The organism is Microbacterium sp. 2MCAF23 (assembly GCF_052115565.1).
Taxonomy (GTDB): domain Bacteria; phylum Actinomycetota; class Actinomycetes; order Actinomycetales; family Microbacteriaceae; genus Microbacterium.
Map to the genome: position 1 here is coordinate 81,992 of NZ_JBFRGY010000013.1, position 20,445 is coordinate 102,436.

At 71.3% G+C, this 20,445-nt stretch carries 15 protein-coding genes, 1 tRNA gene and 1 other RNA gene; 8 read left to right on the forward strand and 9 right to left on the reverse strand.

Features of this window, described 5'->3' with window-relative positions:
- Positions 1-48: 48 nt before the first annotated feature.
- On the reverse strand, positions 49-2,589 hold the full coding sequence (locus AB4078_RS14380) for a DNA polymerase III subunit gamma and tau (protein ID WP_441977693.1): 2,541 nt from the start codon (positions 2,587-2,589) through the stop codon (positions 49-51).
- Positions 2,590-2,756: 167 nt separating this feature from the next.
- Between AB4078_RS14380 and AB4078_RS14385 the strand changes: the two genes are divergently transcribed.
- Positions 2,757-2,933, forward strand: coding sequence for a DUF1918 domain-containing protein (locus AB4078_RS14385; protein WP_292722557.1), 177 nt, complete (start codon positions 2,757-2,759; stop codon positions 2,931-2,933).
- Between the two features lie 76 nt (positions 2,934-3,009).
- On the opposite strand, the gene AB4078_RS14390 is transcribed toward AB4078_RS14385, so the two are convergent.
- The 4 genes from AB4078_RS14390 to ffs all read right to left on the reverse strand — a co-directional run bounded on the left by AB4078_RS14390 (position 3,010) and on the right by ffs (position 7,340).
- A complete protein-coding gene (locus AB4078_RS14390; protein WP_441977694.1) occupies positions 3,010-5,514 on the reverse strand; it encodes a glycoside hydrolase family 65 protein in 2,505 nt (834 codons plus the stop codon).
- A gap of 25 nt (positions 5,515-5,539) precedes the next feature.
- A complete protein-coding gene (locus AB4078_RS14395) occupies positions 5,540-6,277 on the reverse strand; it encodes a beta-phosphoglucomutase family hydrolase (RefSeq protein WP_440734092.1) in 738 nt (245 codons plus the stop codon).
- Positions 6,278-6,441: 164 nt separating this feature from the next.
- Complete coding sequence (locus tag AB4078_RS14400; protein WP_441977695.1) at positions 6,442-7,131, reverse strand: hypothetical protein; 690 nt, start codon at positions 7,129-7,131, stop codon at positions 6,442-6,444.
- Positions 7,132-7,243: 112 nt separating this feature from the next.
- Positions 7,244-7,340: signal recognition particle sRNA small type (gene ffs / locus AB4078_RS14405), an RNA gene on the reverse strand.
- Between the two features lie 259 nt (positions 7,341-7,599).
- Between ffs and AB4078_RS14410 the strand changes: the two genes are divergently transcribed.
- The 4 genes from AB4078_RS14410 (at position 7,600) to AB4078_RS14425 (ending at position 13,517) form a co-directional block, all read left to right on the forward strand.
- Positions 7,600-8,715, forward strand: a complete 1,116-nt coding sequence (locus AB4078_RS14410) for an FAD-dependent oxidoreductase (protein WP_441977696.1) — start codon at positions 7,600-7,602, stop codon at positions 8,713-8,715.
- Between the two features lie 119 nt (positions 8,716-8,834).
- Complete coding sequence (locus AB4078_RS14415) at positions 8,835-9,863, forward strand: AAA family ATPase (protein WP_441977697.1); 1,029 nt, start codon at positions 8,835-8,837, stop codon at positions 9,861-9,863.
- A 62-nt stretch (positions 9,864-9,925) separates the two neighbouring features.
- Entirely contained in the window at positions 9,926-11,209 is a 1,284-nt protein-coding gene (locus AB4078_RS14420) for a DUF58 domain-containing protein (protein ID WP_441977698.1), read from the forward strand.
- Positions 11,199-13,517, forward strand: coding sequence for a transglutaminase family protein (locus AB4078_RS14425; RefSeq protein ID WP_441977699.1), 2,319 nt, complete (start codon positions 11,199-11,201; stop codon positions 13,515-13,517). Before AB4078_RS14420 ends, AB4078_RS14425 begins: the two co-directional genes overlap by 11 nt.
- Before the next feature lie 67 nt (positions 13,518-13,584).
- Here AB4078_RS14425 and AB4078_RS14430 read toward each other — a convergent pair whose 3' ends face one another.
- From AB4078_RS14430 to AB4078_RS14440, 3 genes are all read right to left on the reverse strand, one after another.
- Entirely contained in the window at positions 13,585-14,271 is a 687-nt protein-coding gene (locus AB4078_RS14430; RefSeq protein WP_441977700.1) for a DedA family protein, read from the reverse strand.
- Positions 14,272-14,424: 153 nt separating this feature from the next.
- Positions 14,425-15,321 (reverse strand): oxygen-dependent tRNA uridine(34) hydroxylase TrhO, encoded by an 897-nt coding sequence (gene trhO / locus AB4078_RS14435; RefSeq protein ID WP_441977701.1) that lies wholly within the window; start codon positions 15,319-15,321, stop codon positions 14,425-14,427.
- Between the two features lie 9 nt (positions 15,322-15,330).
- A complete protein-coding gene (locus AB4078_RS14440; protein WP_441977702.1) occupies positions 15,331-16,713 on the reverse strand; it encodes an LssY C-terminal domain-containing protein in 1,383 nt (460 codons plus the stop codon).
- A gap of 113 nt (positions 16,714-16,826) precedes the next feature.
- On the opposite strand from AB4078_RS14440, the gene AB4078_RS14445 reads away from it, so the two are divergent.
- Positions 16,827-16,914: transfer RNA gene (locus tag AB4078_RS14445), tRNA-Ser, on the forward strand.
- A 68-nt stretch (positions 16,915-16,982) separates the two neighbouring features.
- Here the strand turns inward: AB4078_RS14445 and AB4078_RS14450 are convergent.
- The gene (locus AB4078_RS14450) at positions 16,983-17,693 is read right to left on the reverse strand and encodes a FadR/GntR family transcriptional regulator (RefSeq protein WP_441977703.1); all 711 of its coding nucleotides are present in this window, start codon (positions 17,691-17,693) and stop codon (positions 16,983-16,985) included.
- 107 nt (positions 17,694-17,800) lie between these two features.
- Between AB4078_RS14450 and AB4078_RS14455 the strand changes: the two genes are divergently transcribed.
- Both AB4078_RS14455 and AB4078_RS14460 read left to right on the forward strand, forming a co-directional pair.
- The gene (locus tag AB4078_RS14455; protein WP_441977704.1) at positions 17,801-19,297 is read left to right on the forward strand and encodes an amino acid permease; all 1,497 of its coding nucleotides are present in this window, start codon (positions 17,801-17,803) and stop codon (positions 19,295-19,297) included.
- Positions 19,290-20,342 (forward strand): asparaginase domain-containing protein, encoded by a 1,053-nt coding sequence (locus AB4078_RS14460; protein WP_441977705.1) that lies wholly within the window; start codon positions 19,290-19,292, stop codon positions 20,340-20,342. The genes AB4078_RS14455 and AB4078_RS14460 overlap by 8 nt, the downstream gene beginning before the upstream one ends.
- The last annotated feature ends 103 nt before the right edge of the window (positions 20,343-20,445 follow it).

Consider the following 20,445-nt stretch of genomic DNA (forward strand, 5'->3'; position numbering starts at 1 on the left):
CTCATGATCGTTCGTTCATCACTGTCGATGGTCACTGCTGTCCCCGGATCACTGGAACCGGGTCTGCGGCTCGTAGGGCTCCTCGCGGACGAACTTCGCACCGAGCACCTGACGCACCACCGCCTCGCCGTAGCGCTGCACCCCAGGGGCTGCGGAACGCGGAGTCCGGTCAGTGACCATCGGTGCCGGGGGCGCGGCGCGCGGCGTCGGATCCTGACGTCCGCTGGACGGGGCCGCAGGAGCCGGAGCCAGACCCGGCCGGCCGCTTTCGGACGCGGCCACTCCGACCGGGACCATGGCAGGCTCTGGCGCGCCGGCAGAGGATCCCTGACCCGGATCGGGACCGGGGTCGTAGGCATCGTCGGGGAACGGCGGCTCATCGTCGAGCACATCGCCGTCGTGGCCCGGCTCGTACCACCCCGATGCCGGCATGGCCTCGACGTCGGCGGGCTCTTCGTCGACAGGGAACTGCGCCACCCTGCCCTCGGCCGACGGCGCCGCCGAAGGAGCGGACGGGGCCGGAGCCGAGGGAGCCTGCGCGGCGTCAGCCTGAGCGGGAGCAGCCGAGGTCGGCCCGGCACCGCTCGGCGTGACACCTGTCGGCGCGACGGACTCGGGTTCGCCCTGCGGGATCGCTGCGACCGCCCATTCGGTGACGGGCGCGGTCGTGGTCGAAGCAGCGCGCGGGGTGGGGGTCGTGCCCGGAGTGGTGTCCGCGCTCGGCGCCGAGGCTTTCGGCGTCGTGGACGGCCGCCCGTGCTCCCCTCGCCCTGACGGGGTCCGGTCGGATGAGATCCGCTCCGCCGGAGCCGCCTCGACCGGAGTCTGCGCCGCCGGGGTTCGCTCGGCGGGGATCTGCTCGGACGGCGTGTCATCGGAGGGTCGCGGGGCCTTCCCGCCCTCGGCTAAGTTCCGTTCGGGTGCGGCCTCGGGCAGCGGGGCCGGCAGGTATTTGACCTTGACGGAGAGCTCGCCCTCGATCGCGGTGCGCAGGTGGTCGGACGGGCCGTTGCCGGGCGCGGTGCCCTTGAACCGGGCGACGTCGTTCGGTCCGGGGAACCCGAGAGTGAGCACCTCGGTCTCGGTATCGTACGCGAGCGGCTGCACGGCGGTGACCACGAGCCAGGATCCGCGGCTGATCTTCTCAAGCCGCCCGAGCACCGCCGACCAGGCCGTACGGATCCGGTCGATGTCGACGGGCTCGGCCGGAGGAGCCGTCTCCGGTTCGGGAGCGGAATCGGCGACGGAGGACGTGGCCTGAGCCGGCGCATCCGCAACCGGGGTGGATGTGTCGCCCGTCGTCTCGGTCGTTTCCTGTGCTCGCTCGGCGACCGGGGCCGGCGTGGCGACCGCAGCGGGCGTGGCGACTGGGGCCGGCGTGGGCGTGGTCACCGGAGCCGCGGCAGGTGCCGCGACCGAAGCCGTGGAAGGCGCAGCGGGCGCAGCGACCGACGCGGGAGCGGGTGCCGCGGGCGCAACCTCTCCCCCGGCGAGCGCCGTCAGCACACGAGCGACGAGCAGCTCGAGGTGCAGACGGGGCGACGTCGCCCCCGACATGTCGTCGAGGGCGGAGCTCACGAGATCCGCTGCGCGAGACAGGCGCGGCCCGCCGAATGCGGCGGCCTGGCTCCGCATTCGGGTCAGCTCGTCCTCCGGGACGCCACGGAGCACCGCGGAGGCGGCGTCGCCGACGGCGGCGATCACGATGAGGTCCCGCAGGCGCTCGAGCAGATCGTCGACGAAGCGGCGCGGATCCTGTCCGGTCTGCACCACCCGGTCGATCGCGGGGAAGGCCGCAGCCGCATCGCCCGCGGCGAGCGCGTCGACGATCTCATCGAGCAGCGCGGAGTGCGTGTAGCCCAGCAGCGCGACCGCGCGCTCGTAGCCGACGTCGCCGTTCTCCGAGCCCGCGATGAGCTGGTCGAGGAGCGAGAGGGTGTCGCGCGGGGATCCGCCGCCCGCGCGCACGACGAGCGGCAGCACGCCTTGGGCGACGGTCACGCCCTCCTCGGCGCACAGCTTCTCGACGTACTCGAGCATCGCTGCGGGCGCCACCAGCCGGAACGGGTAGTGGTGCGTGCGCGAGCGGATCGTGCCGAGGACCTTCTCCGGCTCGGTGGTCGCGAAGATGAACTTGATGTGCGGCGGCGGCTCCTCGACGAGCTTCAGCAGTGCGTTGAAGCCCTGCGGCGTCACCATGTGCGCCTCGTCGAGGATGAAGATCTTGAACCGGTCCCGGCTGGGCGCGAAAGTCGCACGCTCGCGCAGGTCGCGGGCGTCGTCGACGCCGTTGTGGCTGGCCGCGTCGATCTCGACGACGTCGAGGGATCCGCCGCCGTTGCGCGACAGCTCGACGCAGCTCGGGCACACGCCGCACGGGGTGTCGGTGGGGCCCTCGGCGCAGTTCAGGCAGCGCGCCAGAATGCGCGCGGAGGTGGTCTTGCCGCAGCCTCGCGGCCCGGAGAACAGATAGGCGTGGCCCACCCGGTCGCCGCGCAGCGCGGTCATGAGCGGATCGGTCACCTGCGACTGCCCGATCATCTCCCCGAAGTTCTCGGGCCGGTAACGGCGGTACAGGGCTGTGCTCACCCGTCAAGACTACGGTGTGCGTCGGACATCGGCGCGGGGTGTCCGGCGTAGACGCCGCGGCCGTCGCGGCGTCTGCGCCGACGCCGCGCCGGACGGTGCCGGACGGGCCCCGGAGACCCCCTCCCGAACGCCCTCGAACGGACGTACCCTGAAGGAGGAGGTGGACGATGACGCAGGTGGCAGCAGGCGACCGGATCCGCATCCACGGCCGGGTGGTGGGCGGCGCGGAGCGATCCGGCGTGGTCCTCGAGGTGCGCGGCGAGCTTCTGGTCGTGCGCTACGACGACGGGCACGAGGCGGTGCTCGCACCGGGCAGTGACTGCGAGATCAGGCACGGCGAGTAGGGGCGGCGCGGCGAGCACCGGACCCGGGCGGGCGCCGGTCCCTCGAGAGTCTCAGGGACCAGCGCCGCGGCCGGGACTACTCCCCCGATTCCCCGACGTATCCGATGATCGGGATCGCCGAGGTCGTCGGCACGGTCGGCGACAGGATCGTGCCGTCCTCGCGGCGGGCCTGCGAGCCGAACTCCGGGCGCCCGCGGAGGACAGGTCCCTGATCCGCGAGATGCACGGCAGCAGGAGCGTCGGTAGAGGCCGTGTGCGCGACCCCGCGCACCGTGAACGCGACCGGGTCTCCGGAGCGCACTTCGACCAGCAATCGGTCGGCGGTCAAAGTGATCTGCAGCTGCGACTCGCGCCAGAGCAGCGGGTACGACAGCTCAGGCCAGTCGGCCGGGAGGCGCGGGTCGAAGCTGAGTTCGCCGTCGTGGTCGCGCATGCCGCCGAAGCCGCTGACGAGCGCGGTCCACACGCCGCCCGCCGACGCCACGTGCACGCCGTCGGAGGCGTTGCGATGCAGGTCGCCCAGGTCGACGTAGATCGCGTGCTCGAAGTACTCGTGCGCGAGGTCCTGGTACCCGACCTCCGCGGCGAGGATCGACTGCACGACGGCCGACAGGGTCGAGTCGCCCGTCGTCAGCGGGTCGTAGTACTCGAAGTCTGCGAGCTTCTCGGCCTCGGTGAAGTGGTTGCCCTGCAGGAACAGCGCGAGCACCACGTCCGCCTGCTTCAGCACCTGGAACCGGTAGATCACGAGCGGATGGAAGTGCAGCAGCAGCGGGCGCTGCTCGGGCGGCGTGGCCGGCAGGTCCCACACCTCGCGCTCGAGGAACAGGGAGTCCTGCGGGTGGATCCCCAGGGCGGGGCTGAACGGGATGTGCATCGCGTCGGCCGCGCGCTCCCACCGCTCGACCTCGGCGGGCTCGATGGCGAGCCGCTCCACCGCCGCGTCGTACGCCTCGGGCGCGTCCGCGGCCATCTCCCGCACCACGCGCGCAGCGAAGCGCAGGTTGTACCGAGCCATGACGTTCGTGAAGAGGTTGTCGTTGACGACCGTCGTGTACTCGTCGGGGCCGGTGACGCCGTGGATGTGGAACGTGTCCACGCCCGCGGCCGAGCGCCAGAAGCCGAGCGTCGCCCACATCCGCGCGGTCTCGACCGCGATGTCCACTCCCTGGCGATAGAGGAAGTCGTCGTCGCCGGTGGCGCGCACGTACTTCCCGAGCGCATAGCTGACGTCGGCGTTGATGTGGTACTGCGCCGTGCCCGCGGCGTAGTAGGCGCTTGCCTCCTCGCCGTTGATCGTGCGCCAGGGGAACAGTGCTCCGCCCTCGTTCAGCTGGCCGGCGCGGCGGCGCGCGGCGGGCAGCATGTGCACCCGGCAGCGCAGCGCGTTGCGCGCGAACGTCGGAGAGGTGTACGTGAGGAACGGCAGCACATACACCTCGGTGTCCCAGAAGTAGTGCCCGCCGTAGCCGGATCCGCTCACGCCCTTGGCCGAGACACCCGCCCCGTCCGCACGCGCGGACGCCTGCGCGATCTGGAACAGGCACCATCGCGTCGCCTGCTGCAGGTCGTCATGCCCGGCGATGCGCACGTCGCTGCGCTCCCAGAACGCGCTCAGCCACTCGGACTGCTTCGCGAACTGCGCCTCCACGCCCTCCACCGCGGCGCGGTCGAGGGTGCGCCGGCAGCGGTCGATGAGTTCACGGGCCGGCACGCCGCGGGAGGTGTGATAGCTGACCAGCTTCGTCACCCGCGTGGGCACGCCCGCCTTAGCCTGCACCCGGAACACGTTCTTCGCGATATCGGGCTCCACGAGCTGGCGCGCGGTGTACTCGTTCTCGGTCTCGACCAGGTGGTCGGCGACCACGGCGAGGGTCATGCCCGAGTTCGCGACGCGGTACGCGAGCGCCGAGCGCCCGCCGTCCTGCCAGTACTCCGCGGGCTGCAGCACGCGGTCGCCGAACCGCTCCGCCTTGCGCGGGTCGAAGCCGGCCTTCTCGCCCGGGGATCCGGCGGCCATCGACGGCACCCCGCCGTAGACGTCCTCGCCATCCTGCCGGTTCAGCAGCTGGCACGAGATCGTGACGGGCGCGTCGGAGTTCTCCACCGTGACCTCGAGACGCAGCACCGCCAGATGACGCTCCACGAACGACACGATCCGTTCGTCCCGGATGCGCACACGCTTGCCCGAGGGCGTCTCCCAGAGCACCTCGCGCTCGAGGATGCCGGTGCGGAAGTCGAGCGCGCGCCGGTACTCGCGCACATCCGCCTCGTCGAAGCTCAGCGGCTCGTCGTCGACGTAGACCCGCATGACCTTGGCGTCGGGGGCGTTCACGATCGTCTGACCGACCTCGGCGAAGCCGAACGCCTGCTCGGCATGGCGGATCTTCCAGGTCTCGTGCAGACCGTTGATGAAGGTGCCGTGCTCGAGCGCGTTGCGGCCCTCGATGTGGTTGCCGCGCAGGCCGAGGTACCCGTTGCCGAGACCCATGAGCGTCTCGGAGACGCCGGGGTTGACGTGCGGATAGGACGTCTCGACCAGACGCCACGGGTCGACGGGGAAGAGGTCGCGATCGATCATGCAGTGCTCTCCGTGAGGGGTCGGTTCAGGACAGGAAACGGGCGAGGTCGTCGACGACGACGGTCGCGCCGTGGGCGAGGAGGGAATCGGATCCGGCTCCGCGGTCGACGCCGATGACCGTGCCGTAGCCGGCAGCGGCGGCCGAGGCGACGCCGCTCGTCGCGTCCTCGACCGCGACCGCGGATGCCGGGTCGACGCCGATGCGCTCGGCGCCCACGCGGAACACGTCCGGTGCGGGCTTGGAGGCGAGATGCTCCCGCTCGGCGACCACGCCGTCGACGACCACCGTGAAGAAGTCGCGGATACCGGCCGTGGCCAGCACCTCCTCCGCGTTCTTGGAGCTGGACACGACCGCCATCGGCACTTCGGCGGCCCTCAGCTCCTGCAGCAGGGCGAGGGATCCGGGATACGGCGCGATGCCGTCGCGGCGCAGCGCCTCCGAGAAGGCGACGTTCTTGCGGTTGCCGATCCCGCACACGGTGTCGACCTCGGGATCATCGTCGACGGACCCCCACGGGATCTCCACGTTGCGGCTGCGCAGCAGGCTCGCGACGCCGTCGTAGCGCTTCTTGCCGTCGACATAGGCGAAGTAGTCCTCGTCGGTGTACGCGGGCGCGATGTCCCAGAGCAGGAACACCTCGTCGAACACCGCCTGCCAGGCGTGCATGTGCACCTCTGCGGTCGGCGTCAGCACGCCGTCCAGATCGAACAGCACGGCGGCCGAGCGATGCAGGTCGGGGAGCGCTGCGGGGGTGTCGGGCACGGCGGAGCCTCCGGTGGCTGAGAACGGGATCTTCGGACCGGCACGTCTGGGTGCCACCCGATCAAGGCTAGTCGGACGAGGGCTCGCCTGGATAGACGTCGGCGGGGCAGGATCACAGCTCCGCGCGCGCCGCGCTGTGCCCGCGGTCTCGGCGGGGGCGCGGCTCAGGAGAACGAGACCACTGTCTCCGCCGCGACGACATGCAGCTCGGCGATGCCTGAGCCGTTGTAGACGGACGTGCGATCGGTCGTCGACGCGACCTGGAACCGGATGCGCAGCACCGCGCCGCGTACGGCCGCATCGAGGATCCCCGGATCGGCCATCAGCGCGACCGGGTTCGCGGCGTCCTGCATCGTCTGCGAGGGCGGCTCCGCGCCCGCGAAGCCGATGAGCCCCGCCTTGTCGCGGAGATTCTGCGGAATGCTCTCGGTTCCGATCTGGATCTCGACATACGCGGTGTACTGCTCTCCGACGTGCGCACCCGGATCCTGCAGCAGCGCGGCGAGCCGAGCGGGATCCAGGCCCGGGTACGCCTGATCGTCGGGCGCGGCCGACGCCGGCGAGGCGGTCTCGGGAGCCGCGACCACGGGCGGCGGAGGTTCCGGGGCTGACTCCGGGGCGCTGCCGATTCCGGCCAGCAGCGCGACCACGACCGGGATCACCACGAACGTCGCGATGACCACGACGAGGAACGGGATCCAGGAGCGACGCCGTTGCGGCCCGGGCTCCGTCGGAGCGCCGATCGGCTTCGGGCGACCATGCCCGTCGTGCTCGAGCGGCGGGATCACGTACGGCGCGGTGAGATTCTTGGGCACGGCAGAGTAGACGGTCGGCCTGCGCTCGTCATGTCCCATGATCGGACCCTAGCGCGTGCGTGTGTCCGGGGCCGACGCCCTCCCCCGATCGGGCAGAGGGATCGCGTCCGGAACAGACTCCCGGCAACGATCCGAACTCGGTTCCGGGCAAAGAAAAGACCCTCCGCGCACCCGACAGAGCCCGGTTACCCTTGCTGCGTTTCCGCCCTGGGGGAGTTGGCCTGGGTGCCGCCACGCGGAGAGCCGTCGACAAGTCTACCCGAGGTCGCGGGTGGGTCCGACCGGATCCCCCGCCCCGTGGTCCCCGCCCCGGATCCTGGAACGTCCGGACAGGCCCCGCCCCCGTCATGCGAACGAGAGATCTCGCGACGGTGCGGGACGGAGGGAATCAGCACGACCCGGCACCCGTCATCCATGCGTAACGCGTGGTCACCTGCCCGTCCCCTGCCGGGATCCGGTCCTATCGTGGTGGGCGGGCCGTTCGGCGGCTTCGGAATGGGGCAGCGCATGGTCGAACGGGTCGACGTCGCGATCGTCGGAGGCGGGGCGATGGGCTCCGCCGCCGCGTGGCAGCTCGCCGGACGGGCCGATACGCTGCTCCTCGAACGCTTCGACCCCGGGCACCTGAACGGCGCCTCGCACGGCGCCAGCCGCAATTTCAACGTCTCCTACGCCGATCCCGTGCATGTGGGCATGCTCGTCGAAGCCGAGCGGCTCTGGCGACTGCTCGAAGCGCAGACCGGCACCGAGCTCCTCACCCAGCACGGCATCGTCAATCACGGACCGAATCCGGGTCATGAGGCGGCGCACGCCGCGCTCGCCGCGGCCGGCATCCCCAGTGTCTTCGTCGACGAGGGGGAGGCATCGGAGCGCTGGCCGGGCATCCGTTTCGAAGGCCGCGTACTGTTCACGCCGACGGCCGGGCGCCTGCACGCCGACCGCGCTGTCGCCGCGCTGCAGCGCGCGGCGCGGCAGAAGGGCGCCCGCGTGCAGCACGGCGCCCGCGTGACCGGCATCCGTCCGGTCGGCGACGAGGCCGTGCTCACGATCGAGACCGCCGAGGGTGTGCGCGACCTGCGCGCCCGCCGGGTGGTGGTCACGGTCGGCGCCTGGACGTCGACGCTGCTCACCGGGCACGTTCCGCTGCCGCGCCTCGTGGTCACCCAGGAACAGCCCGCGCACTTCGCCCCGCGCATCCCGGGGGAATGGCCGGGATTCAATCATTTCCTCGCCGATTCCGGACCGGATCGTCGCTGGCCCTCGAGCGTGTACGGCATGCACACGCCGGGGCAGGGCATCAAGGCCGGCTGGCACGGGGTCGGCCCTGTGATCGACCCCGATCGGCGCAGCTTCGTGCCCGACCCCGCGCTCTCCGCGCTCATCCGTGACTACGCCCGCGAATGGCTGCCGGGCGTAGACGCCGATGACGTCACCGAGATCACTTGCACATACACGACGACACCCGACGGAGTCTTCGTGATCGATCGCCGTGGCCCCGTGGTGCTGGGCGCCGGGTTCTCAGGGCACGGATTCAAGTTCACGCCGAGTGTGGGGCGTCTCCTTGCCGATCTGGCCCTCGACCGCGCCCCCGCTCCGGCGATCTTCGCCCTCGATCGGTTCTGAGCCGATGGCGGCCGGGGGCTCGGACAAGACGCCCTCCGACGGATCCCCCGCCCTGTGGTCCCCGCCCCGGGTTACGATCAGAGACGCGGGCGCACCGCGGCGCCCGGTGAGAGGGACGCATGCACGCCACGAACACCGCCGACGTCACCACGAGCACCGCACCGGACGCGACATCCCGCACCGCCGCGGAGATCGATGCGACGGAGTTCGCCCGTCAGACCGCCGCGATCCTCGACTCCATCACCGAGGTGATCGACGGCAAGGATGACGCGGTCCGCAGCGCGCTCGTCTGCCTGCTCGCCGAGGGGCACCTGCTCGTGGAGGACGTGCCCGGCGTGGGGAAGACCATGCTCGCGCGCGCCCTCGCGGCCAGCATCGACGCCACCGTGCGCCGCATCCAGTTCACGCCCGATCTGCTGCCGGGCGATGTGACGGGAGTGAGCGTCTACAACCCCGTCGAGCAGGAGTTCGAGTTCAAGCCCGGCGCCGTGTTCGCGCACATCGTGATCGCCGACGAGATCAACCGCTCCTCCCCCAAGACCCAGTCGGCGCTGCTGGAGGCGATGGAGGAGCACCAGGTCACCGTGGACGGGAACTCGCGACCGCTGCCCGATCCGTTCCTCGTGGTCGCCACGCAGAACCCGCTCGAGATGGAGGGCACCTACGCCCTGCCGGAGGCGCAGCGCGACCGGTTCATGATGCGGATCTCGATGGGCTATCCGGACGCGGCGGCCGAGACGCTCATGCTGCGTCAGCGGGACACCCGCAATCCGCTCGAAGGCATCCGTCCCGTGCTGGCCGCGACCGATGTGCGCGCGCTGATCGCGTGGGCCCGCGCGGTGCACGTCGCCCCGGCGCTCGAGGAGTACGCCGTGGCGCTGTCGCAGGCCACGCGCACCGACCCGAACCTGCATCTCGGAGCGAGCCCTCGGGCGACGCTGCAGCTCGTGCGCGCGGCGAAGGTGCAGGCCGCGCTGGACGAGCGCGACTACGTGGTCCCGGACGATCTCACCTCGCTCCTGCCCGCTGTGTTCGCGCACCGGCTCATCCCTGCCCGCGGGCTGCACCGGGCCGGAGCACGCCCGATCGAGGCCGCGCTGGAGGGCATCGTCCGGCGCATACCGGTGCCGGTGGGCCTTCCGCGGTGAACCGACGGGAGCGCGCGCGGCGCGAAGCGGATCCGCCCGGGCGGAGGATGACCGGGCGCGGCGTGAGCGCGCTCCTGATTGGGATCCTCCTGGTGATCGGCGCGAACGTGCTGGCCACGCCGGTGTTGCTGTACGTGGCGGCGCTGCTGTTCGCACTGCTCGTCCTGGCCGCGCTGTTCGTCTTCGTCCCGCGCCGGCATGCGCGGGTGGGCCGCACGGTCGCTGCGGACCTGCTCACGGTCGGCGACGACACCTGGGTACGGGTGCGGGTGGATCTGCGCACCCTTGTGCGCCCGCCGTCCGGACGCTGGCGGGACGGGCTGCCGGCCGCCGTGCGCGGCTCGGCGACCGGCGCCTTCCCGCCCGACGACGCCGAACCGATCCCCGGCGGAACGACCACGACCATGACGTATCCGATCTCCGGGGTGCGTCGCGGGCTCGCCTCGCTCGGGCCGCTGCGGCTCAGCACGACGGATCCGTTCGGCCTTTTCGTCCGCACGGACGAGCTCGGTGACGTGACGCCGGTCACGATCGTGCCGCAGGTCGTGCCGCTGCCGCGGCTGACCGACCGCACGGGGCGCGCCGGTGGGACGGCGCAGACCTCGTCGCACCGACTCGGGCAGGGTGCGGACAACCTCTCCCCTCGCCGGTACGTCCCCGGCGACTCGATGCGGCGGATCCATTGGCGTGCGACCGCGCACCGAGGCGATCTGATGGTGCGCCAGGAGGAGCAGGAGTCGAGCCCGGACGCTCTCGTGGTGCTGGATCGCGCGGGCGCGCGCTGGGTCGGAGCCGACCGGGAGACGGACTTCGACGGTTTCGACCGAGCCGTCACGGCGTGCGCCTCGATCGCGATGCACCTCGTGGACAACGGCTTCGCCGTGGACGTGGTCGACGCCACCGGCGTGCTGATCGGCCGGCTGCGCGGGGCGGAGGACGAACGCGACGGCCTGCTGGTGAGCCTGGCCGGCACCGCGCCGCGTTCCGGCGAGCGCGATCACGGGCTGCCGGCGGCGAGCGAGGGGCATACGGTCGGTCCGCTGGTGGTGATCACCGGCGCGATCGATGCGGCCGATGCCGGCACGCTCCCGCACGGCGGGGCCGGCACCCCGATCCTCATCGCGACCGCCCCCGGTGCCGACGCGCTGTCCGCCGCGGAACAGCAGGGCTGGCGAACCGCGCTGCTCGGCGACGATCCGGCCGACGCCTGGGCGGACGCCGGCGCGGGCGAGCCCGGATCCGCCTCGGCGGATGCCGCCGCGGAGCCTGGTCGATCCCCGCGGTCCGGCGACGGCGCCGCGGGCTCGTCCCGCGCTGCTCCGGAGGAGGCTGCGCATGCCCGCTGACGTGAGCGCGTACGGGGGCCCCTTGCAGGAGCGCAGGCGGGACGGCGGCCCCGTGGCTGCGGCATTGCTCACGGCCCTGGGCCTTCTCGTGACGGTGTGGCCGCTGAGCGCGGTGGTGCAGCCGGGCAGCTGGAGCGCGGGCGCCGCCGTCACGGGCGCGACGGTGATCGTCGCGGGCGCGGTCGTGCGCTCCCTCACCCGTCGGGCGCCCGCCTGGCTGGCGATCCCCGCCGTGCCCGTCGTGCAGTTCGGCACCGGATTGATCGCGCTCACGGCGTTCGTCGCGCGGCAAGCCGGGCACGGCTGGCTGCTGCCGACACCCGAAGTATGGCGCGCGATCGACGCCTTCCTCTCCGCCGCGCTCGACGAGATCCGCGGCGGTGTCGCTCCCCTCGCCCCGTCCCCCGCGGTCGCCGTGAGTGTGGCCGCGGCGACCGGACTCATCGCCGTGGTGCTGGATCTCGTGCTCGTGACGCTGCGGGCGCCGCTCGTGGCGGCCGTGCTGGTCACCGCGCTCGGCGCGGTGCCGGGAGTGATCGTGCACCAGGGCGCCAACCCGGTGTGGTTCATCGGGCTCGCGCTCGCGATCCTGCTCTTCCTGCATGTGCGGTTCGCGCCGCCAGGATCCGCACGTCCCGCGACCGTGACGGAGGACGGCCGCTCCCCCGCGCGCCATGCGCCCACCGACGCGCCCCTGCGCACGCGGCGCCTCCCCGCCGTCGTCCTCGGCTTCCTCGCCGTGCTCGCGGCGCTCATCGTGTCGCCGTTGCTGCCGCTGTCCGCCTCGGGGCTCAGCATCGGCGGCGGCAGCACCACCCTCAGCGCCACCCTCAACCTGGGGCAGGATCTGCGGCGTCCCTCCCCCGTCACCGCGCTCACCCTGATCACCCAGGACGGCACGCCGCCCTACCTCCGGATCGCGACGCTGACCCGATTCGACGGCTCCACCTGGCAGCCGGACCGGCCCACCACGGTGCCCCTGTCCCAGGGCTTCGGCGATGTCACCGCCCCCGAGGGCGTCGCACTGCACAAGACCAGGACCACGATCCGCACCGCAGGGATCTCCGGGTCCTGGCTGCCGGTGCCCTACCAGGCCACTGCAGTGCGCGGCGAAAGCGGCAGCTGGAACGCCGCCGGCGACAACCGCACGGTGATCGCCGCGAACGCCGATGCGGCCGAGCAGAACTACACGATCGACACGGCGACGCTCGAGCCCACGCTCGATCAGATCCGCGCATCCACCGCCACGGGTTCCAACGCCCCGCAGGACCTGCGGGCACTGCCCGCGGGCCTTCCGGCTATCATCGCCGACAGTGCGCGCGAAGTGGTCGGCGGGGCCGCCACCGACTACGACAGGCTGATCGCACTGCAGACCTGGTTCCGCGCCGGGTTCCGCTACTCGCTGCAGACCCCGGTCGACGACGGCTTCGACGGCACCAACGTCGATGCCGTGGCGAAGTTCCTGACCGTACGCGAGGGCTACTGCGTGCATTTCGCCGGGGCGTTCGCGCTCATGGCGCGCTCACTCGGCATGCCGGCGCGGATCGTCGTCGGCTACCTGCCCGGCACAGCGACGGATCGCCGCTCCGATGACGGGCGGGTCGTGTTCGAGGTCTCCACCGACCAGCTGCACTCCTGGCCCGAGGTGTACTTCTCCGGCATCGGCTGGGTGCCCTTCGAACCGACCGCGACCCGGGGCGTCCCGACCGCCTTCGCCGAGAGCAGCTCCGGATCCGACGACGGCACGCTGCCCTCCGCCGGAGCGACACCGCAGCCCACCACGAGCGGCGTCGCGAAGGACCCGAAGAACCTCGACGTGCCGGACGCCGGAGCCGCAGGCGCCTCGACGCCGACGGTGCAGCAGGTGATGCCCGTGGTGTGGACCGTCGTGGGCGTGCTGGTCGTGCTGCTGATCCCGGCGATGATCCGGCGCGTGCAGACGGCGCGACGTCGTGCCGCCGCGGGCCGAGGCGACGCCGTGGCGGCGTGGTCCGAGCTGCGTGCGACGCTGCAGGATCTGGGCCTTCCGGCCTCGTCCGCGGAGTCTCCGCGCGGGCGCGGTGCGCGCCTGGTGCGCGAGCGCGGCGCGGATCCGGCCGACATGGATGTGCTCGTGCGAGCGATCGAACGCAGCAGCTATGCGCGCGCGGGATCCGGATCCGCGCCGGACGTCGGGGATCTGCGCCCTCCGCTCGATGCGATCCGGGCGCAGCTGCGCGAGCACGTGTCGCGCCGTGACCGGCTCACGGCGGTGCTGGCCCCGCGTTCGCTGCTCGGCGCGCGGCTGCTGGCGACCTCGACGTCCTGAGCGCCCGGGCGGGATGCCCCCTCCCCTCACGACCGCGTCGCCCGGCAGCGTCGCGGATCCGGGATCGTCAGTGCTCGGCGGCCGTCGGAGACGCGGCCGCCTGGGACGCGGTCGTCGTCGTGGACGCTGCGGATCCGGGCCGGGACGGCTCGGCATCTCCCCGGCGCCGGTGCCACCAGCGCAGCGCGTGGTCGATTCCGAACCCCACGATGACGGCGAACACCACCGCGATTCCGACGCCCAGCAGCGGGTTGTCGTGTACCCACTGGCCGGCGAGCAGCCCGATGCCCAGCGCGTAGGCGACCCACGTGATGCAGGCGAACAGGTCGTACAGGAAGAACCGGCGGTGCGGGAATCCGGTCTGACCCGCCACGTAGTTCACCGCGACCCGCCCCCACGGGATGTATCGCGCGGTGAAGATGAGCGCGGCGCCCCGTTTGTCGAGCTCGTACCGGGCCCAGTCGAACATCTTGTGCACCCGCGGCCGGCGCATCCACGCCCAGCGCTCGGTACCGATCGTGCGGCCGAGCAGGTACGCCATGTTGTCCCCGGCGACCGCGCCGACCAGAGCGACCAGGCCGAGCACCACGAGGTTCGGCTCGCCGCTCTGCAGCGACAGGGCGGCGAGCGCGACGAGCGCCGTCTCGCTAGGCAGGATCGTGGCGAACCCGTCGACGAAGAAGAACACCAGCAGCACGGGGAACAGCCAGAGCTGCCCCGCAGCATGCAGCAGCCAGGCGTTCAGCAGGTCCATGCCCTCCACGCTACGGCGCGCGGGAAAGGCCGTCGTCATACCGGAGAATGATGTTCCGAACTGTTCACCGCGGGCGGATGCCCAGAAGCCCAGCCTTCGGCGCGATTCTCACCTCGCCGTCGCGGGACCGGACGCGGGGGGCGGCAGGGGCGTTCAGACCGCTGTCGCATGCTCCGCGCACGGCACCGCCACGCAGGTCGCGCACACCACCGCCTGATGCCGGCACGACGGGTGGGGGCAGTTCGCGGTGCGGTTCGTGGCGGCGCCGCAGCCGGCGCACTCGCCGATGACCGCCGCATGATCGGAGAAGTCCACGGATCCGCGGCCGTCGAACACATACAGGGATCCGTCCCACAGCCCGTCGTCGCCGAACTGCTCGCCGTAGCGGACGATCCCGCCTTCGAGCTGGTAGACCTCGCCGAAGCCGCGCGCCGCCATCAGGCTGGACAGCACCTCGCAGCGGATCCCGCCAGTGCAGTACGTGACGACCGGCCGGCCCTTGAGGTCGTCGTAGGCGCCCGAGTCGAGCAGCCCCACGAAGTCGCGCGTCGTCTCCACCTCCGGCACGATCGCTCCGCGGAAGCGGCCGATCCCGGCCTCCAGGGCGTTGCGCCCGTCGAAGAACACGACGTCGTCCCCGCGCTCTGCCACGAGTTCGTGCAGCGCATCGGGGCTCAGCCGGGTGCCGCCGCCGACCACGCCGTGCTCATCGACCTGCAGTTCGTCCGGGGCGCCGAACGAGACGATCTCGTCGCGGACCTTCACACTGAGCTTGGGGAAGTCGACGCTGTGCCCGTCGGCATCCACCCCGGTGCCCTCGCTCCACTTCACGTCCGCATCGCGGAACGGCGCATAGGAGCGGAACGAGCGCAGCCATTTCTTCACCGCGGGCAGGTCACCGCCGAGGGTGCCGTTGATCCCGTGCTTCGAGATCAGGATCCGCCCGCGCAGGTGCAGTGCCTCGCACAGGTCGCGCTGCCAGAGCCGGATCGCCTCCGGATCCGACAGCGGCGCGAAGGCGTAGAACAGCACGATCTTCGGGGTGGGCACCCAGCGATCCTAGTCGCGCTCCTGCGCGGTCTTCCGCCGCGCCCAGGCTCCGGCCGACTCGCTGGACAGGGCGAGCAGGGCGAGGCATTGCAGCGACGCAGCGAGGAGCGTGCCGTTGAGCCCGAGCGTCGCCGTGCCGTCGAGGTAGTCGATCGCGGTCGAGAGCACGCCGATCGCCAACAGCACCATCAGGATCGCCCGGGAGCGCCGCCCCCGCCGCAGCACGAACCAGGCCATGAGCAGCTGCGCGAGCGAGACGAGCACGCCGAACCCGAGGAAACCGATCAGCACGGCCACCTCGGGTGCCTCGCCGGAGGAGAACAGCGCCCGCACGCCCGGGTCGGCCGCGGCCCCGACCGTCAGACCGAGCACGTCGATGATCGCTCCGATCACGACGACGCCGACGGCGAAGAACGTCGACAACGGCGCCCGCCGCATGGACCGCTCGGCCGTGGCGCGCAGCGACTCGCCGTGGCCCTCACGTGGAAGGCCCTCGGCCGACTTCGTGCCGGAGAGATCGTCGGCGCCCTCGTCCGCCTCGCCGGGGGCCGTGCGCACGCGGGTCACGTCGAGGATCGGCAGGTCGCCATCGGTGATGAACCGATCGCCGCCGCCATTGCGGGAGTGGTAGCCGGTGGTGAAATCGTGCAGGAGGCGCAGCCGCACGGCGGGATCCGCGTCACGTGCGCTCTGCACCACGAAATCGCGTTCGACGTCGGTGTTCTCGTCGATCCGGTGGGTCACCTGCAGGGTGAACAGGCTGAGCCCGACATCGGTGTCGTAGGTGCCGGCCCCGAGCCAGTCCGTCTTCGCTCCGCCGGGCAGCAGCCAGCCCGGCGGGCAGTGCCAGAACCGCACGTGGTGGCGCTGCTTGGGGTTGCCCGCCACCTCCTGCTGGTATGCGACATCATGCCGTCGGCCGAACAGCATGAGCGGCGAGACGGGTGCCGTCGGATAGCTGCGCCGCGTGAGCGTGGACGCGATGATCCCCCACGTCGAGGCGGCGGTGATCTCGTCCGCACGGTGCCACCCTGCCCTGGTCATCACCTCATCGAGCTGCGCCGCGGTGCCGTCGACGCCGAGGTTGACCGGATCCCCGAGCAGGCCGTCGCCCGTGCGCGTGCGCCCGAAGAAGTAGTCCGGCACGTAGAGGTCGCTGAGCAGGCGGTGCAGCCGCGGCAGCACGAGATACGCCGTGATCGCCCACACGGGGATGAACAGCAGCAGCGCCCACGGCGAGCGGAAGCCCTCGATCGAGATGATGATCGCGAGCCAGACCGCCGAGGCCGTGCCGATCAGGAACGCGATCCGGTCGAACACCGTGGAAGACGGCAACGGCTGCTGCATCTGCAGCGCCCAGCGGCGCCTCGACGGGTGCTGCGCGTCGCTCACGGCTGCCCTCCTTCGCGGTCCTCTCTCATCCTGGCACGGGGGCCGGGCGCCCGCCCGGCTGCCCGGTCAGGACCATCCCGTCGCATCGGATAGGATGGTCAGGTTGTATTCCTGGTGACGTGTCCGAGCGGCCGAAGGAGCACGCTTGGAAAGCGTGTGTTGTGCAAGCAACCGCGGGTTCGAATCCCGCCGTCACCGCCAGATCGAAGGCCCTGACTCCCCCAGAACCGCTGGGGAGCCGGGGCCTTCGTCGTGAACCGGCGCAGCGGCTACTCGCCGAGAGCCTCCGCGACCCGGAAGAGGTGGCGGGAGAGCATGTCCCGCGCGCTGTCGGCCGAACCCGATGCGATCGCGTCGACGATGCGCGCGTGCTCCTCGTCCGAGGAGGACTGCCGGGCCTTGGTGATGTTGAGGAACTCGGACTGGGGATCCAGAGCCTGCCGCAGCGAATCGACCATGGCTGCGAACACGGGATTGCCGCTCGCCTCCGCGATCAGACGGTGCAACTCCCCGTCCAGGCGCACCCAGGCGCGCAGGTCCGCGGTGTTCCGCATGCGCTCGACGAGGGCGCGCATCCGGTCGAGCTGGTCGGGGGTGCGGCGTTCCGCGGCGTATCCGGCGGCGGGGATCTCGATGTGCGGCCGCGCCTCGATGAGATCGACCGCCGAGTAGCCGCCGAAGGTGAGCCCCTGTCGCGGGCTCTTGGCACGGATGTACGTTCCGCTGCCGGTGAGCGTCTCGGTGAGGCCGAGCGTCGCGCACGCGCCGAGCGCCTCGCGCAGGATGGCGCGGCTCACGCCGAACCGCTTCGCCAGCTCGACCTCTCCGGGAAGCCGGTCGCCGACCGCCACGCCGTCGCTCGCGATGAGTGCGAGCAGCGCCTGGAACGTCGCCTCCGCGGCGCTGACGCGCTTGATCGGGGTGACGGGAACGGCGTCCTCGAGCACGATCCACCTCAGCTCTTCCGGAAGCCTCAGCATACCGGCGCCCCTGCGGCCCCTTTGCGCAGCAGCACGCGCGCACCCTAAGCTGTCCGACAGCTGGACAGAAACTGTCCAACCAACCGCCGATGAAGGAAGGCTTTGGGGTGACGCAGAACAAAGAGGTTCAGGTCGAGAACGGGCGACAGGAAGCCGTCGCAGACGCGGGCGACCAGGGGTACAAGAAGGCGCTCAAGCGCCGGCACATGAACATGATCGCCATCGGCGGATCGATCGGAACCGGCCTGTTCCTCGGCGCGAGCGGCCGCATGGAGATCGCAGGACCCTCACTGGCCGTCGTCTACATCGTCTGCGGCCTCTTCGCGTTCATCGTCGTCCGGGCCCTGGGCGAGCTGGTGATGTACCGCCCGTCGTCGGGCGCGTTCGTCTCGTACGCGCGCGAGTTCATGGGAGAGAAGGGCGCCTTCACGGTCGGGTGGTTGTTCTTCCTCGACTGGGGCACGACGGTGATCGCCGACATCACCGCGATCGCGCTCTACACGCACTTCTGGTCGTTCTTCACCCCCATCCCGCAATGGGTGATCGCGCTGGTCGCGCTCGTGATCGTCATGGCGATGAACGTCACCTCGGCGGTGCTGTTCGGGGAACTGGAGTACTGGTTCGCGCTGATCAAGGTGGGCGCGATCGTGCTGTTCGGCATCCTGGGCGTCTACCTCATCGTCACCCAGACGCCGATCAACGGACACACCCCCGGCCTCTCGATGATTGCCGACAACGGCGGGTTCTTCCCGATGGGGGTCGGCGCCATGTTCGTCATCGCCCTCGGCGTCGTCTTCGCATACGGCGGCACGGAGATGGTCGGCGTCGCCGCCGGCGAGGCCCAGGACGCCCGCTCGGTCGTCCCCCGCGCGGTCAACTCCATCATGTGGCGCATCATGCTCTTCTACGCCGGATCGGTCGTGCTGTTCACGCTCCTGATGCCGTGGAACGCGTACAAGGCGAACGAGAGCCCATTCGTGACGGTCATGAGCGCCATCGGGATCCCGCACGCCGGCGACATCATGAACCTCGTCGTCCTCACCGCCGCCATGTCGAGCCTGAACGCCGGGCTGTACTCCACCGGTCGCACGCTGCGCTCGCTCGCCATGGCAGGCACCGGACCGAAGTTCGCCAAGCGGATGAACAAGGCAGGCGTCCCGTACGGCGGGATCCTGATCACAACCGCGCTCGGAGCGGTCGGAGTCTTCCTGAACATGGTCGTCCCCGGTCAGGTGTTCGAGATCGTGCTCAACCTCGCGGGCCTGGGAATCGTCGGCGTCTGGGCGTCGATCATCGTCTGCCATTGGCTGTTCATCCGCAAGATGAAGCGGGACGGACGGGAGCGCCCGGCGTTCCGTCTGCCGTGGGCGCCCGTCACCAACGGCGTCACCCTGGGATTCCTCGCGCTGGTCGTGCTCCTCATGGCCCTCGATCCGGGGGTCGGTCGCATCACCCTGATCGCGTTCGTCGTGGTCATCATCCTCCTCGTGATCGGCTGGTACGCCGTCCGCGGGCGGATCGACGCGCACGCGCTCACCACGGCGATCAACGTACGACCAGCCGGCATCGGCGACGCTCCGACCGCTCCGGGCGCGAATGACTGAGCAGCAGCAGACGCCGGGAGGATCCGTGGCCGCCGTCCGGCCCCGGGCCTCCCGGCCGCTCGCGGTCCTGTACACCGGCGGCACGTTCGGCATGGTCCCCTCGGCGCACGGCCTGGTTCCGAACCCCCGTCTTCGGAGCGAGATCGAGGGCCTCATGGCGGGAGTCAGGAGAACCGACGGCCAGCCGATCGAGTGGGTCTACTCGGAGACCGAACGCGCGATGGACAGCGCCGAGATGGACTGCGAGGCGCTCGGCCGGCTCGCCGATCAGCTGCGGGAGATCATCACCTGCGACGATCCCCGCGCGGTCGTCGTCATTCACGGCAGCGACACCCTGGCGTACAGCGCTGCGTTCGCCGCCTTCGCGCTCGCCGATCTGGCGACGCCGATCGTGTTCACGGGGGCCCAGCTCCCGATCGGATTCGAGGGCACCGACGCGATCGACAACTTCTCCCTCGCGATCTCCGCTCCCGACCGGCAGGCGCTGCAGGGCGTGCACATCGCGTTCGGCGGTTCCGTGCTGCCCGCCGTGCGGGCGACCAAGCGCTCGGCCCAGAGTCTGCGGGCGTTCGCCGCACCACGGACGCTCGCGGCGGAGCCGGCGGGGGTCGACGACCGGCTCGCTGGCGCGCTGCGACGCGCGGCCGGCGCACCGGCGCCGAGAACCGGACTGGTGAAGGTCGTCCCCGGTGTGAACGCACCGCAGCTGGTCGCCGCGATGAACGAGTGCCCGACCGGGATCGTGCTGGAATGCTACGGATCCGGGACGGCACCGGCCGTGAGCGGCGGGCTCGCCGATGCGATCCGCGCCGCCACCGGGCGAGGCACGGTCGTGCTCGCTGTCACCCAGTGCGAGGACGGATCGGTGGTGCTCGACCGGTACGCGGTCGGATCCGCCTTGGCCGACGCGGGAGCGATCAGCGCCGGCGACATGACCAGCGAGGCCGCGCTCGGAAAGCTGGGTGCGCTGGCTCGTGCGGGCTTCGCGGGCGCCGAGCTCAGGGACCACCTCGGGACGAACCTGATCGGGGAACGGCACGGGTAAGACGCCCCGTAGCGACGGACGTGTGGTGAACGACCACCGGCCCTGCCACGAGGGAGCAGACGCGGCGTGCGGTGGGCGGGATGTCGGGGGATCTCCCGCCCGC